Below are 13686 nucleotides of genomic sequence, written 5' to 3'. Positions count from 1 at the left end.
GGGAGTGTGGGGTGTAGGAATACTATTTCTGAAAGCAACTTAGTATCAACAATTATCAGTGTAGAAAAGCTGATAACTGATTTAAGAAGCATTTTGTAACTCAGCTGTGCGTACAGATAATTGTTGTGTGCGATTACCGCGTTGTACTCTCACCTGTAACACTTGACCTAAACGGCTATTTTCAACAACATTCTGTAACTGTTCGGCTTTGGTGATAGCTTGGCCATCAACTTGCACAATTACATCTCCGCGACGGATACCAGCCTCAGCAGCAGGGGAATTGGGGATAACTCGCATCACCAAAACACCATTAACTTCAGGAATAGTAAAGGCAGAGTTAGGATCAGTGTTGTTTTGTTTAGCTAAGTCTGGGGTTAAAGTGATCATTTGCACACCTAAATATGGGTGAGCAACTCTGCCATCCCGTTGCAATTTATCTGCGATCGCCTTAGCTTTATCAATAGGAATTGCAAAACCAATACCCATAGCATCAGCACGAATCGCTGTATTAATCCCAATGACTTCCCCTCTGTCATTGAGTAAGGGGCCACCGGAGTTACCGGGGTTAATGGCTGCGTCAGTTTGGATAAAGTCTAACCGCTTGTCAGAAATGCCAACTTGTGCGCTAGAACGCTTGAGGGTGCTGACAATACCCAAGGTGACGGTATTATCAAAACCTAAAGGATTACCAACTGCGATCGCCCAGTCTCCTACCTGTACATTACTAGAAGAACCCAAAGGCGCAACCGGTAAACTATTACCAGCATTGATTTTCACCACAGCCAAATCTGTGACTTCATCAATACCTTGCACTTTACCCTCAAAGGTGCGACCATCTTTAAGCCTCACTGTCACGCGATCGGCTTTATCCACCACATGGGCATTAGTTAAAATTAAACCACTCTTATCAATAATGAAGCCAGAGCCTAGACCCCGCAATTGTTCAGACGGCAATTGTCCTTGAAAACTGTCACCAAAAAATCTACGAAAAACAGGATCATCAAAAAAAGGATCAACTCGACGGGTAATTGTCCGTTCTGTATCCAGCCTAACAACAGCTGTCCCCACACGATTGACTGCGGCTGTGACAAAACTACTGTTACCTACAGCAGTTACAGCCGGTGACTGTCTTTGAGCAATTAATTCTGGTACATCCACAGTTGTACTAGGATTGGGTGCAGGTTCAGCTTGGGAAGGCAACACCCGCAAAGAACTGACTGTTAATGCAACGCCTACAATAATGGCTAATACATGAGTACCGAGTTGGCGTATAGACCGGGGTAATTTAGTAAATCGCATATTCACAACCTAATCTAGCAGCCTAGTTGTTACCTAATGGTGACAAATCTATCTAAAATTATTGTGGCAGATAAGGAAATAATCCTGGCACATTGACGTTAACTCTCAGCCGCAAGTTTCGCTCTCTCTGCCTAGGGTTTTAACTAGACTCTGACTTGAGCCACCCATAAATTAAGTTAATGGAATACTGAACTTCATAGCTATTATGGCTATTTCCCTTAAAAAGTTCGGTTTTTACCCATTTATTAGCAATTAGGGCATGATTGAGTTATCAGCTACTGTTCTCTGATTTAACTACCTTGTCTACCCTGTCTACCCTGTCCACCCTGTCTCTCTTCTCCCTATTCCACTATTTGAGATAGGATCTTAAATATCACCAGTGCTGAAATCAACAATGAACGGCTCAAACCGATTAACTAAAGAATCTGCGGCTGTATCTCAGGCTAACGAACACATACACAATCATGAACTAGAAGATGAAGACATAGGGCATACTCACGTACAAGGACAGTCTTCTCATCCTCATGTCCACAGCGAAGAATCTTTACGGCGAATTGTAAATCGGTTATCTCGCATTGAAGGACATATTCGCGGTATCAAGACAATGGTGCAACAGAATAGTCCTTGTCCTGATGTTTTATTACAAATTGCAGCTGTTAGAGGTGCATTAGATAAAGTAGCAAGAATCGTACTCGATGAACATTTAACTGAGTGCATCGCTAGAGCCGCAAAAGAAGGCGATATAGACTTAGAAATTAAACAACTTAAAGCTGCTTTAGATAGATTTTTGCCTTAAAAATTTAGAAATAATTGCCCTATGTCTGCATCTTAAATTTGAACATCACAAGTTTGTAGTAAGGACTTTAGTCCTTTTTTAGTATTAAAGCAACGCGTAACGCACCGTGTGATAGTGGTGCGTTACGGCTTGATATGATTTGCTCACACTCCCAAATCTTGACACAGCCGTAACACACCCTACTTAATATTTAGTAATTTATGATTTTAGAAAACTACGATTTTAACTATTCATTAATTACTAATGCAGACAAAAAAATAATTCTTTTTCTGCATGGCTTCATGGGTAACATTCATGAATTTGATGCAGTTATCAACATATTAAAAGATGATTTCTCTTATTTAAAACTAGACCTACCCGGACACGGAAACACTCAAGTATTAGGTGTAGATGACTATTATACAATGCCAAAAATAGCAGCAGCTATTATTGGCTTGCTAGATCAGTTAAACATTACTAAATGCTTCTTGGTTGGCTATTCAATGGGTGGCAGATTGGCTTTATATTTGACTCTCAATTTTCCTGAGCGTTTTGATAAAGTTATCTTAGAGTCAGCTTCCCCAGGATTGTTAACTGAGAAAGAACGATTAGAAAGAGTGAAACGGGATGGTCAAATAGCTAGAAAATTAGCGAGAAGTGTATCTAAAGTAGATTTCAGCAATTTTTTATTTAATTGGTACAATCAACCAATTTTTGGTGCTATTAAAAATCATCCACAATTCAATCTAATGTTAGAAAGTCGGCTACAAAATCACCCTACTGAATTAGTTAAATCTCTTGAATTGATGGGTACTGGCAGCCAGCCACCATTATGGGATAAACTCCAAGATAATCAAATTCCTATACTTTTGCTAGCTGGTGAAAATGATCCTAAATTTATAGATATTAATCAGCAAATGGCTCTCATTTGCCCCATGTCCCAGCTAGAAATAGTGAGTAATGCGGCACATAATATTCATTTGGAAAATACTTCAGAGTTTGTCAGGTTTGTAAGAGTTTTTTTTGTTGACCGTCAAGTCCGGTTCTGAAGGAGAGGTGGGGAGAGCGATTTCCCCATCGACTCTAACAGAAATGAGTTAACAGTGATCAAATCAAAACTTGTAATTTAAAACTTGAATTACACTATTATCAGGTAAATTCCCAGAATTAATATTAATTCTGTCGCTATTACTACGACTAACTGGTGTACCTTGCATCAAGGTTAAAAATTCGTCTAGGGGGGCAATATCACAGGCGTTAGGATCAGCAGCTTGTGTGCGGTAATGGGTGGGAATGACCATTTTGGGATTTAGAACCGCGATCGCTTGTTTTGCTTCTTCAGCATTATAAGCTTTGGCACTACCACCAACAGGTATCAATAATACATCTGGTCGTCCCATGAGAATTTTTTGTTCTATGGAAATGGGTGCGGCTGCCCCTCCTAGATGTAAAATGTTAACTCCCCCTTGATTCCACTTCCAAGCAGTATTGATCCCAAACTGCTTACCACCTTTGCGATCGTGGTCTATCGCTATTCCTTGCAACTGAATGCCTTTAAATTCATAAGATCCGGCGGTAAATACTAACTTAGGATTCCCTGGTAAGCCATCCACCGCACCTTCATCTAGTAATTGACTGCTAATCAATACTAAATCTGCTGCCACTTTTGGGGAACGATACCCAGCCGTACAGCCAATTGGACGAAAGGGGTTAACTAGTATTTTTACCCCGCCACCAGTAAACAAAAAGCAAGTATGACCCAACCATTGTACTGATATCCCGCCAGATTGGGCATTAGCTGGCAGCAAAGAAGCAAAGGTAGGTAACATAGCCGTGGCTACTCCTACCCCACCATAGCCAATAAACTGTCGTCGTTTCATTAATGATTCTCTTGTAACTGTTGCAGGAAGTTTCGCAGTAACTGCTTTCCTGAAGATGTTAAAACACTCTCTGGATGAAATTGGACACCTTGAATGTGAGGATAGTTCCGGTGTCGCACTCCCATGATTGTGCCATCTTCTACCCAAGCGGTGATTTCTAAAACTTCTGGGCAAGATTCCCTGTCAATCACCAGACTATGATATCTGGTGGCAGTCATGGGATTTTCTAAACCCTGGAAAACACCTATCCCGGTGTGAGTTACCTGAGAAGTTTTACCGTGCATTAATTCGGGGGCAGAAACAATATTACCACCAAATACTTGACCAATACTTTGATGACCCAAGCATACACCTAAGATTGGTAAACTACTTCCTAATTCTTTAATTAAATCTAGGGATATGCCTGCATCCTCTGGACGACCGGGGCCAGGGGAGATGACGATAGCATCGGGTTGTAATTGCTGAATTTCAGCTAAGGATATTTTATCGTTGCGAAAAACTTGAATATCTGAAGCTACGGGGAACTCAGCTGCTAGTTCTCCGAGATACTGCACTAAATTATAAGTGAAGCTGTCGTAATTATCGATAACTATAATCACAGCCTATAATAGCTCCTAGTTTTTACTCTCACCATGTTTAATTTTCACTGGTTTTGCACCAGTGTAAATGCGATCGCCATCAATTATGACTACAAGTACATCTTAGTCATTAATAGGGTCAGAGGTGGAGTAAACAATTTTAATTTGACAAAGCTGACATAACCAGCACTGCCAAGGGTGGGAGCAATAGCATAGATGCAACTAATACAGCTACTATAGCGGAAACTAGCACCGCACCTGCTGCACAATCTTTAGCGATTTTTGCTAGTTCATGGTATGTCTGCTTGACGGTTAAATCTACAAGAGATTCAATTGCTGTATTTAATAGTTCTAAGGCTAATACTAAACCGCTAGTGATGCCAATAATCGCAATTTCAACTGGTTGCAAATGTAAAAAGACACTGAGAGCGATCGCTAATGTGCAAACACTCACATGAATGCGAAAATTACGTTGTGTCTGAAAACTGTAGCTAATTCCAGCCCAGGCATACTTGAAACTGACAATTAAACTAGAGGCGACTTGCCAAGACAAATCTCGTTCTTTGTTAACAAAGGTGAAAAAGTGATTTTGGGTTGGTGGTGGAGATATTTGTTGAGACATAGGCTGAAAATTAGTACAATTAACGTATATATACTGAGAATCTGGGACGATTTTACTATTGCAACAAACTTTAACGCACTTTTTTACAGAAGTATTATATTCGCATTGTCAAAATTTCACACCTAAAGACAAAAAATCTTTAATTTTCAATGTCTAGAACAATACCAATAGACTTCAGTAAAATTACTTGCTGCCTTAGCATTTGCATTAAACTTTCCTCATCAGGATGATCCCAGCCTAAAAGATGTAATAAACCGTGAGCTACCAACCAAGCCAACTCAGTAGATAAACTATGTTCCTGTTGTTGAGCTTGAATTTGTGCCGTGTTTACTGAAACAACTATATCCCCTAAATACAAAGGTGCAAGTGACATTTCCGCCACTTGTGGAAAATCTACCTCTAAAGCTGCAAAAGATAAGACATCTGTGGGCTGATTTTGCTGACGATATTGGGCGTTGAGTGCTTGAATTTCTGTATCATCAGTCAAACGTAGCCCAATTTCATAACTAGATGCTGGTGGTAGGTGGGAGTTGAGAATTTCTAACCAGTGATTAAACCAGTTTTCCCAAGTCTCAGGTGCAATTTGCTGCTCAACATAGCCCAATTTCAGAGATGCTTCTGGGGAAGACTCACAAAAAACATCTTGGACATCAAGGTCAAATTCTACCAACTACAAATTCTCCTTGTCAGGATTTAGCATCGTGGACTGTTGAGGGACTGCCAGAAATTAAGTGAGTAATGAGTAATGAGTAATGAGTAAGTAACGTCAGTTTGGGTTAAGAGGATTTCGCTGCTAGTTATAGGAAAGAACAGGAGTTTTCGGCAACGATAGAACATGGTTTGAGCTTATCCCAAACTCAGGATAAATTATCCCATTTACTCAGGTAATATTCTATCTTCTCCCTGCCCCCTGCCCCCTGCCCCCTGCCTAGAAAACATTACACCCTTAAAGGATATATTCAGTGTGTGAGGTAAGCTAGACCGACAAAAACAGCTAACAGTCCTACGGTGGTAAGGAAGAAATGCTTCAAAGAAGTACCACCCTTTCGCACCATATTTCGCATAGCCAATTTGACGTAGCTAGGTTGAGTTTCTGTTGTAGGAGAGTTACTCATAATTAAATAACAAGTTCTTTTATATATAAATGTAACAGTTTGTTAGCAGTTATGTTGGGGATTGGGGACTCGGAACTGGGGACTGGGAACTAGACAAGGTAGACAAGGTAGAATTTTTACCCAATGCCCAATGCCCCATGCCCCATACCCAATGCCCCATAATCAATTATGCCGATTCTACAAGTTGATTTTCCTGCCGTAGATAGGCTTGGATAAACATATCGAGTTCGCCGTTCATTATGTCAGCGATCGCAGTTGTTTCGGCATTGGTACGCAAATCCTTTACCATCTGGTAAGGATGAAATACATAGTTACGGATTTGGTTTCCCCAGGAAGCTTCCACCATATCACCCCGAATTTCGGCAATTTCTTGGGCGCGTTGTTCTTGGGCAATGACTAACAACTTGGCTTTGAGGCGAGCTAGGGCTTTCTCTTTGTTTTGCAACTGGGAACGTTCTTCTGTACAGCGCACAGCAATTCCTGTCGGTAGGTGAACTATCCGTACAGCTGTTTCTACTTTGTTGACATTCTGCCCACCTTTACCACCAGAACGGGTTGTAGTGATTTCTAAATCCTTTTCTGGGATATCCAACTGTACTGTATTATCTATCTGCGGCATCACTTCTACCCCAGCAAAACTGGTTTGGCGTTTACCATTGGCATTAAAAGGTGAAATTCGCACTAGGCGATGTGTCCCGGTTTCAGAGCGTAAATAGCCGTAGGCATAACGACCGGTAATTTCTAAGGTGGCTGATTTAATCCCAGCTTCGTCACCTTCTGACTCTTCCGCTAAAGCTACCTTGTAACCATGCGCTTCTGCCCACCGGGTATACATTCTCAGTAGCATAAATGCCCAGTCTTGAGCATCTGTACCACCAGCCCCAGCGTTAATTGTCAATACTGCCCCCTCTGCATCATAAGGGCCAGACAACAATTGTTGTAATTCCCACTGGTCAAGGTCACGATTCAAGCTATTAATAGTAGACTCAGCTTCTTGCAATAGTGCCTCATCGGTTTCCAGTTCCAAAAGCTCAACTACTGCCTTGGTATCTTCCAAACTGGCTTGCCACTGATGATACTGTTCTAGGTGGGCTTTGAGGTCGTTGAGTTCTTGCAGTGTTTTTTGGGCTGTGGTTTGCTCATCCCAGAATTGCGGCTGTGCGGCTATTTGTTCTAAGTCTTGAATTTTTGCTGTCAGTGCAGGTACGTCAAAGATAGTCCTGGGTTTTACCCAGGCGACTAGACAACGTTTCGATTTCTCGTTTGAGTTCTAATACATCCATGTGCTGGCAGAAATTTTGAGATATTGCTACTTATTGTATTTTATTTTCCGATTCTAGCTTTAACTAATCGCCTTTGCCTGTCCTCAAAAAAACCGTAGTTATTGATTCTATAACTACGGCTGATCATTTTTTCTAGTTAAGAATTTCTAACGACGGCCATTAATAGCAATCAGCAATCGCAAAATAAAGATGAATAAGTTAATGTAAGTTAGATACATCGACAAAGCCGCAGGTAGATATTGGTCATTGCGGTAAGTACGGGGCAGGATGTAAAAATCAACAACAGAAGCTCCAGCAAACAGAAATACCCCTAAACCGGAAATGGCAATTTCTAGCCAATTAGGTGTGTAAACACCAAACAAGGCAAAGACAAATTGAGTCAAGCAAACAACCACTAAGGCGATAATGCCCAGAGAGATGGTTTTAGTCAAAGCCATGCCGTCTTGTTCTGAGAGATTTGAACCAATGGGACGGGCAACTATGAAAGTGACTCCACAACCAAGGGCAGCTAAACCAATACCTTGAATGCCAACACCTTGAGTTTTTAAGGCCACAAATACTAAACCACTCAGGGTATATCCTGACAATAAGCTGTAGGTAGCCAAAAGCGGCAATGCTAAACCCTTATTACCTTTTTCGGCAACATTTTGAGCTACAAAGAAAAGTATTAACTCTAAAATAACTGCCCCAATAAAGGTAGGGAAGAAAATTCCAGGGTTGGTACGGATAATACCCAGACCACCGTAAGTTCCCAGTGCTGTCAGTACTAGACCACCACCGACGTAAGGTAAGGCGTTAGCAATGACATTAGGGCCGACTAGGGCTTGAGACTGGGCGTTACGGAAAGCTTCACGAAAATTGCTGGTATTACTCATAGTTTAGAACTCAGTATGTATTTTGGGAAAACTTCCTGATTATTCTTATTCTTACCAACATTTACGGCTATTCACCAGCGACAATATCTGAACTTTGATATTTTTAGCGATTGTCATAAAACTTCAAATTATTGCCAATTTGGCTTGAGTATTCATCTTATGCTGGTTATATAGTCTATCAACAATAGACAGATGATCTGCGGCTGAGTCCAGCATTTTTCAGCATAAATAGCTAGTTTTGTTGCGAAAAATAAACTTTATCTAAAGAGTAATTGCTATTAGGAGAATCATCACAGCCCGTAACTAACAGGCAATAAAAATCATGCGTAAAAATACTGAATGCTAGAGATAGTCCGATAAGAATTTCAGTAAAACGACTATAGCTTAATGGGCGTTAGCTAAGGAAAATAATTACAGATTTAAAGAGATACGCAACTCCATTTTGACAAAAAATGGAGTTACAACAAAGGAATTTTTATATGGCAGCAAGTGAGTCCTCTATGCAAATTGATGGTATGGAGTTATTGCACTTATACCACCACAATCCTACTATTAAACTTCGTAATCAACTAGTTCAGTTACATACTGGATTAGTCAGAAAGATGGCGCATAAATTTAGTCATCAATGTAATGAACCTTATGAAGATTTAGAACAAATTGGTTATTTTGGTTTAATCAGAGCGATTGAGCGTTTTGATCCCAGTCAAGGATATGCTTTTAGTTCCTTTGCTGTTCCGTATATTCGCGGTGAAATGCTCCATTTTTTGCGCGATCGCAGTACTCTATTAAAGATACCCCGGCGTTGGCAAGAACTCTACAATGAAGGTCAAAAAGTCCGCAAAGAGTTGTCAATCTCTTTAGGTCGTCCTCCCAAAGATTCAGAAATAGCCAAAGAACTGAAGGTATCTGTGCAAGAATGGCAAGAAACGAAATTAGCAGCCCAAAATCGGATGCCTTTGAGTTTGGATGCTACAGCAGTTCATTATGTTGATTGTCAAATCACTTTAGGCGAAGCACTTCCTTGTCCCCGTTCTACAGCTTTACAGCAACAAAACGAAGAACGGCAACAACTACAAGGGGCAATTAATATGCTAGAAGAAAAGCCTCGTCAAGCTGTAGAAATGGTATTTTTAAAAGAATTATCTCGCAAAGATGCCGCCAAAACTATTGGTACTAGCCCAATGACAGTAACTCGGTATTTACAAAAGGGCATTCAAGATTTAATTGGTTATTTGCAACCCCAAGCCGTAGCAACAGGGTCTTAATAGTGGTTAAGTTAGTGCTGATATCAATTAAAAATTCAAAATTAAGAAATCCATATTAAACAAAGGTTTCTTGGTGAATTGGTATGAGTTATGATAATAGCAGTAGCGTAGTATAATCAATCTGCTGAACCACACAAAGATAGTGTTTGAACTCAACTAAAAAGAGTATAAAACTCTGTTCATCTCATTTCAAATTCCCTCTATTCAAAAATAAATTACGAATTACGAATTACGAATTACGAATTACGAATTACGAATCCCAGGGAATACTATGGAGATGTTAATTTATCCAGTATTGTATTATGGGTCAGTTCCTTCGCTATTTACGCATCTACCTAATACTTGGCTGTTTTGGTTTATTTTTATGCTGGTCGTTTCCTGTACAAGCAGCTAATTATCCCAATAGTCAACTAGAGCAGCAAATTTTAGAAGTTCTTCGCAAGCACCCAGAAGTAATTATTGAATCTGTCCAAACATATCAACAGCAGCAACAACAGCAAGTAAATCAGTCACGACAGGTATTTTTACAAGATTTACAAACTAACCCCCAGGCGGTAATTGCTAATTCTCCCACGATGGGAGAAACACCAGCAAAAACGGTGTTAATAGAATTTTCTGATTTTCAATGTCCCTACTGTGCTGAGGCACATCAAAAATTGCATGAGTTGCTAGTTAAGCACCGTAATGAGGTGACATTAGTTTATAAAAATTTACCTTTGCCGATTCATGGTGAAGCTTTGTCAGCTGCAAAGGCGGCTTGGGCTGCAAACCAACAAGGTAAGTTTTGGGAATATCATAATGCCTTATTTACTAATCAACAGCAACTGGGTGAAAGTTTGTATTTAAATATCGCTAAAAAACTAAATCTAGATATGGAGAAGTTTAACAGCGATCGCCTACTTGCCGAGCCTAGTATTCAACAAGATTTACAACTAGCTCAACAGTTAGGAATACCAGGTACACCCTTCTTTGTGATGAATAGTAAAAACTATTCTGGGGCTATACAGCTATCAGACATCGAAAGTAAATTAACTAATCCTAGTTAACTTACCAAACTGGAGGGGTGGGTTGAGGCTTTGCAAAACCCAACATTGGTTATGGCGTTGGGTTTCCTAACGTCAACCCAACCTACAATTTTTTCCCACTATATAACTGATAACTGATTCAATCTTCTAATTGCTGACTTGGTATTTCTACAGCTGTGACATCAATTGTCCCTTCAGGTGCAAAACGGTGAAAATGACCTTTTTGTACTGTGAGTTTTTCCCCACAGTTAGGACATTGCATTTGACTATTATTTAAACCTGTAAATTCATAGGCACAAACGGGGCATTGGTCTGTAACTAAATTCCGTTCCAACCACCAGCGTAAGACGAAAAACGCTACCACTGGTGCTAGTAATAGCAATCCAAAAAGAATCACTAACGAATTAACTAACCACCCCAAACCCAAAGAAGCCAGCAACCAACCAATTGCTAACAGTGTTAGTAAGGGACGGAGATTTAAAAGATCCAGTTGAGAATTATTAAGCCGCATTTTTAAGTATTATCTTGCTCTTTATCTAGGATAACGAGTTTAGTTATTATTCAATGGGTATTGGGTATTGGGCATGGGGTATTGGGCATTGGGAATGGGGCATTGGGTATTAGCGTAAATTCTCCTCTACTCCTCTCCATTCCCCATGCCCGTAAACCCATTCCCTACCTTAATAGAGATAATAATTGCTGTTGTAAGGCAGCTTGGCCAAAATTAGCGATCGCTTGTTCTCTTAACCATTGTCCATCACAACGCTGATCTTTTCCTTGTAAAATTTCTATACAGGCGGCGGCTACGGCTTCGGGGTCACGGTGGGGGACTCGCCAGCCGACTTTCCCATCTTGCAAGGGGTCAGCAGATCCATCATTATCGCCGGATAATACTGGTATGCCACAGGCCATGGCTTCTAGATAAACTATGCCAAAGCCTTCTTGAGATGGCATGATGTAGGCATCAGCAAGGCGATAGTGTGCGATTAAATCTGCTGTGGGGACAAAACCAGCAAAAACAACGCGATCGCTCACACCTAAATCTTGGGCTAGTTGTGCTAATCTTGGTTGGTCATCACCGCGACCAATGACTAAATATTTTACCTCTGGAAATGCCTGCAAGATTTTCGGTAGGGCGCGAATTGTGACATCTACACCTTTATAGATATCTCCTGACCACAACCGAGCTACAGTCATGATCACCTTAGCATCGGTTAAGCCGTACTTGGTCACTAATTCTGGTAGCTTTGTGCCGGGAGTAAATTTATCTCCATCAATGGCACAAGGTAGCATTCTCACCATATTAGGATCTATACCATTAGCAGCACAGGCTTGATCTCGACTGTAGCGGCTAATTGTCCAAATGTCTTTGGCTGCGGCTAAGGCGCGGCGTTCTTTGTTTGGTAGTGTTTCCCACACTTCCTTACCATAGGTGAGGACAGTGTAAGGAATCCCTAATGGTTGACAGAGGGTTTGGATGAGTGCAGCTAGTTTAATATGACCACAGAAAACCCGTTGGGGGCGTTTTTGCAATAAATACTTCAGTAACGCACCAGCCATTCTGATTCTACCGATTTGGGGGGACTTATTTTTGAAGTAGTAGAATTTTAAGCGATCGCCATCAAAGGGATTTGAACAATCAGGACTATCCCGCAACAAAAATACTCCGGCTTGATAACCTGCACCCAAGCCTAAATAAGCCCGAAAAATATCTTTAACATAAGATTGGATACCGCCTTCCAGTGCAAAAATCTCTAAGAATACGAAAAGATGATTGACTTGTTGACTGGAATCTTCACCCGAATTAATTTTTTCTGCCACCGGATCAATTAGCATTGATATTCTTGTGATTTATTTTACCCAACACTGTTAAAGGTACTCTAATCTACTAGCAGTTGCTTACTAGATACTTGAGCTATTTTACCGTTTTGCAATCGCTCTATATCTGTTTGTACCATTTGCTCTAACAGTCTTTCAAAGCTAATTTGTCCTTCCCACCCTAAATTCTTTTTGGCTTTAGTTGGGTTAGCTACTAGTTGAAAATGTTCGTCTGGTCTGAGTAAATCAGGGTTGATCACTATGTGATTTTGCCAATTTAATCCTACAGATTCAAAGGCTGTAGATACTAGTTCCCTGACGCTATGTAGTTTACCTGTGCCAATAACATATTCTTCCGGCTCGTCAACTTGCAACATTAGCCACATTGCTTTTACGTAATCACCCGCAAATCCCCAATCTCGTTTAGCATCTAAATTACCCATTTCCAGAGTGTTAGATAAACCGAGTTTAATTGATGCGGCGGCTAAAGAAACTTTACGGGTAACAAACTGGGGCGGACGTAGGGGAGATTCATGATTGTATAAAATACCACTACAAGCAAATAAACCGTAACGTTGTCGATGATGTACCATTGTCCAATGGGCGTGTAGTTTGGCGGCTGCATAGGGATTTTTCGGCCTACAGGGAGTTTCTTCATCTTGAGGAGAAGAAGATACATCGCCAAACATCTCAGAACTACTAGCTTGATAGAAGCGAGTTGATAAACCTACTTGGCGGATGGCATCTAATAACCGTGTAGCAGTACCGGTAATCAGGTCTAATGTTCCTAGTGGATCTTTCCAGGAATCAGGGACAAAACTAGGTGCAGCCAAATTATAAATTTCTTGGGGACGCAGTTGTTCTACTGCATTCAAAATCGCGGTGCTGTCTCTCAAGTCCACGGTGTAGATTTCCACTTGGTTAGCTAAGTCACCCAACTTAGCTAAATTTGGTTGTCGGTGTGGAGATACTAAACCCACCACTCTGTAACCATGCTTGAGGAGTAAATGGCTCAGGTAATAACCATCTTGACCAGTGATTCCTGTAATTAAGGCTGTTTTAGTCATATTGTCCTTTTTCCTCTAGCAGCATGGAACACTTACGGAAGGCGATCGCAAATCGCAAAATTACTGACAATCAAATAAAAGTTA

16 protein-coding genes are annotated in these 13686 nt (G+C 40.7%); 5 read left to right on the top strand and 11 right to left on the bottom strand.

Annotation, left to right across the window (positions count from 1 at the left end):
- Window positions 1–81: 81 nt before the first annotated feature.
- Entirely contained in the window at window positions 82–1299 is a 1218-nt protein-coding gene (locus tag ACPZ3T_RS24990) for an HhoA/HhoB/HtrA family serine endopeptidase (RefSeq protein ID WP_490272136.1), read from the bottom strand.
- Between the two features lie 394 nt (window positions 1300–1693).
- On the opposite strand from ACPZ3T_RS24990, the gene ACPZ3T_RS24985 reads away from it, so the two are divergent.
- Both ACPZ3T_RS24985 and menH read left to right on the top strand, forming a co-directional pair.
- Entirely contained in the window at window positions 1694–2095 is a 402-nt protein-coding gene (locus tag ACPZ3T_RS24985) for a metal-sensing transcriptional repressor (protein ID WP_490272135.1), read from the top strand.
- A gap of 200 nt (window positions 2096–2295) precedes the next feature.
- Window positions 2296–3123: a 2-succinyl-6-hydroxy-2,4-cyclohexadiene-1-carboxylate synthase gene (gene menH, locus ACPZ3T_RS24980; RefSeq protein ID WP_490272134.1), complete on the top strand. Its 828-nt coding sequence runs from the start codon at window positions 2296–2298 to the stop codon at window positions 3121–3123.
- A 63-nt stretch (window positions 3124–3186) separates the two neighbouring features.
- On the opposite strand, the gene ACPZ3T_RS24975 is transcribed toward menH, so the two are convergent.
- From ACPZ3T_RS24975 to ACPZ3T_RS24955, 5 genes are all read right to left on the bottom strand, one after another.
- Window positions 3187–3954 carry an MBL fold metallo-hydrolase gene (locus tag ACPZ3T_RS24975; RefSeq protein ID WP_490272133.1) on the bottom strand — a complete coding sequence of 256 codons (768 nt, stop codon included), beginning with the start codon at window positions 3952–3954 and terminating at the stop codon, window positions 3187–3189.
- Window positions 3954–4553: an anthranilate synthase component II gene (locus ACPZ3T_RS24970; protein WP_490272132.1), complete on the bottom strand. Its 600-nt coding sequence runs from the start codon at window positions 4551–4553 to the stop codon at window positions 3954–3956. The genes ACPZ3T_RS24975 and ACPZ3T_RS24970 overlap by 1 nt, the downstream gene beginning before the upstream one ends.
- A gap of 139 nt (window positions 4554–4692) precedes the next feature.
- Window positions 4693–5154: a diacylglycerol kinase family protein gene (locus ACPZ3T_RS24965; protein ID WP_490272131.1), complete on the bottom strand. Its 462-nt coding sequence runs from the start codon at window positions 5152–5154 to the stop codon at window positions 4693–4695.
- Window positions 5155–5293: 139 nt separating this feature from the next.
- Entirely contained in the window at window positions 5294–5824 is a 531-nt protein-coding gene (gene ybeY / locus ACPZ3T_RS24960) for an rRNA maturation RNase YbeY (protein ID WP_490272130.1), read from the bottom strand.
- 289 nt (window positions 5825–6113) lie between these two features.
- Window positions 6114–6269 carry a DUF3285 domain-containing protein gene (locus tag ACPZ3T_RS24955; protein ID WP_490272129.1) on the bottom strand — a complete coding sequence of 52 codons (156 nt, stop codon included), beginning with the start codon at window positions 6267–6269 and terminating at the stop codon, window positions 6114–6116.
- Between the two features lie 61 nt (window positions 6270–6330).
- Here ACPZ3T_RS24955 and ACPZ3T_RS24950 point away from each other — a divergent pair, with 61 nt between their 5' ends.
- Window positions 6331–6471 (top strand): hypothetical protein, encoded by a 141-nt coding sequence (locus ACPZ3T_RS24950; RefSeq protein WP_490272128.1) that lies wholly within the window; start codon window positions 6331–6333, stop codon window positions 6469–6471.
- Here the strand turns inward: ACPZ3T_RS24950 and prfB are convergent.
- Window positions 6436–7552, bottom strand: a protein-coding gene (gene prfB, locus ACPZ3T_RS24945; protein WP_490272127.1) for a peptide chain release factor 2 whose coding sequence is annotated in 2 segments (ribosomal slippage) — window positions 6436–7479 and window positions 7481–7552 — 1116 coding nt in all. Because the reading frame shifts where the segments join, the coding sequence is not laid out codon by codon here. The genes ACPZ3T_RS24950 and prfB overlap by 36 nt on opposite strands.
- Before the next feature lie 146 nt (window positions 7553–7698).
- A complete protein-coding gene (locus ACPZ3T_RS24940) occupies window positions 7699–8427 on the bottom strand; it encodes a Bax inhibitor-1/YccA family protein (protein ID WP_490272126.1) in 729 nt (242 codons plus the stop codon).
- A gap of 479 nt (window positions 8428–8906) precedes the next feature.
- On the opposite strand from ACPZ3T_RS24940, the gene ACPZ3T_RS24935 reads away from it, so the two are divergent.
- Window positions 8907–9692, top strand: coding sequence for an RNA polymerase sigma factor SigF (locus ACPZ3T_RS24935; RefSeq protein ID WP_490272125.1), 786 nt, complete (start codon window positions 8907–8909; stop codon window positions 9690–9692).
- A gap of 302 nt (window positions 9693–9994) precedes the next feature.
- A complete protein-coding gene (locus ACPZ3T_RS24930; RefSeq protein WP_490272124.1) occupies window positions 9995–10738 on the top strand; it encodes a DsbA family protein in 744 nt (247 codons plus the stop codon).
- Between the two features lie 118 nt (window positions 10739–10856).
- Here ACPZ3T_RS24930 and ACPZ3T_RS24925 read toward each other — a convergent pair whose 3' ends face one another.
- The 3 genes from ACPZ3T_RS24925 to ACPZ3T_RS24915 all read right to left on the bottom strand — a co-directional run bounded on the left by ACPZ3T_RS24925 (window position 10857) and on the right by ACPZ3T_RS24915 (window position 13602).
- Window positions 10857–11228 carry a hypothetical protein gene (locus ACPZ3T_RS24925; RefSeq protein WP_490272123.1) on the bottom strand — a complete coding sequence of 124 codons (372 nt, stop codon included), beginning with the start codon at window positions 11226–11228 and terminating at the stop codon, window positions 10857–10859.
- Between the two features lie 164 nt (window positions 11229–11392).
- On the bottom strand, window positions 11393–12553 hold the full coding sequence (locus ACPZ3T_RS24920) for a glycosyltransferase family 4 protein (RefSeq protein WP_490272122.1): 1161 nt from the start codon (window positions 12551–12553) through the stop codon (window positions 11393–11395).
- A gap of 44 nt (window positions 12554–12597) precedes the next feature.
- A complete protein-coding gene (locus ACPZ3T_RS24915) occupies window positions 12598–13602 on the bottom strand; it encodes a GDP-mannose 4,6-dehydratase (RefSeq protein WP_490272121.1) in 1005 nt (334 codons plus the stop codon).
- Between the last annotated feature and the right edge of the window lie 84 nt (window positions 13603–13686).

This window comes from Aliinostoc maniaoense, from assembly GCF_058172895.1.
This window is presented reverse-complemented; position numbering and strand designations above follow the sequence as displayed.

Excerpts from the sequence above, each read along its gene's own strand:
- ACPZ3T_RS24940 (WP_490272126.1), bottom strand. The coding sequence starts at position 8,427 with ATGAGTAATACCAGCAATTTTCGTGAAGCTTTCCGTAACGCCCAGTCT.
- ACPZ3T_RS24920 (WP_490272122.1), bottom strand. The coding sequence starts at position 12,553 with ATGCTAATTGATCCGGTGGCAGAAAAAATTAATTCGGGTGAAGATTCC.
- ACPZ3T_RS24990 (WP_490272136.1), bottom strand. The coding sequence starts at position 1,299 with ATGCGATTTACTAAATTACCCCGGTCTATACGCCAACTCGGTACTCAT.
- ACPZ3T_RS24915 (WP_490272121.1), bottom strand. The coding sequence starts at position 13,602 with ATGACTAAAACAGCCTTAATTACAGGAATCACTGGTCAAGATGGTTAT.
- menH (WP_490272134.1), top strand. The coding sequence starts at position 2,296 with ATGATTTTAGAAAACTACGATTTTAACTATTCATTAATTACTAATGCA.
- ACPZ3T_RS24985 (WP_490272135.1), top strand. The coding sequence starts at position 1,694 with ATGAACGGCTCAAACCGATTAACTAAAGAATCTGCGGCTGTATCTCAG.
- ACPZ3T_RS24925 (WP_490272123.1), bottom strand. The coding sequence starts at position 11,228 with ATGCGGCTTAATAATTCTCAACTGGATCTTTTAAATCTCCGTCCCTTA.
- ACPZ3T_RS24955 (WP_490272129.1), bottom strand. The coding sequence starts at position 6,269 with ATGAGTAACTCTCCTACAACAGAAACTCAACCTAGCTACGTCAAATTG.
- ACPZ3T_RS24930 (WP_490272124.1), top strand. The coding sequence starts at position 9,995 with ATGGGTCAGTTCCTTCGCTATTTACGCATCTACCTAATACTTGGCTGT.
- ACPZ3T_RS24965 (WP_490272131.1), bottom strand. The coding sequence starts at position 5,154 with ATGTCTCAACAAATATCTCCACCACCAACCCAAAATCACTTTTTCACC.
- ACPZ3T_RS24975 (WP_490272133.1), bottom strand. The coding sequence starts at position 3,954 with ATGAAACGACGACAGTTTATTGGCTATGGTGGGGTAGGAGTAGCCACG.
- ACPZ3T_RS24935 (WP_490272125.1), top strand. The coding sequence starts at position 8,907 with ATGGCAGCAAGTGAGTCCTCTATGCAAATTGATGGTATGGAGTTATTG.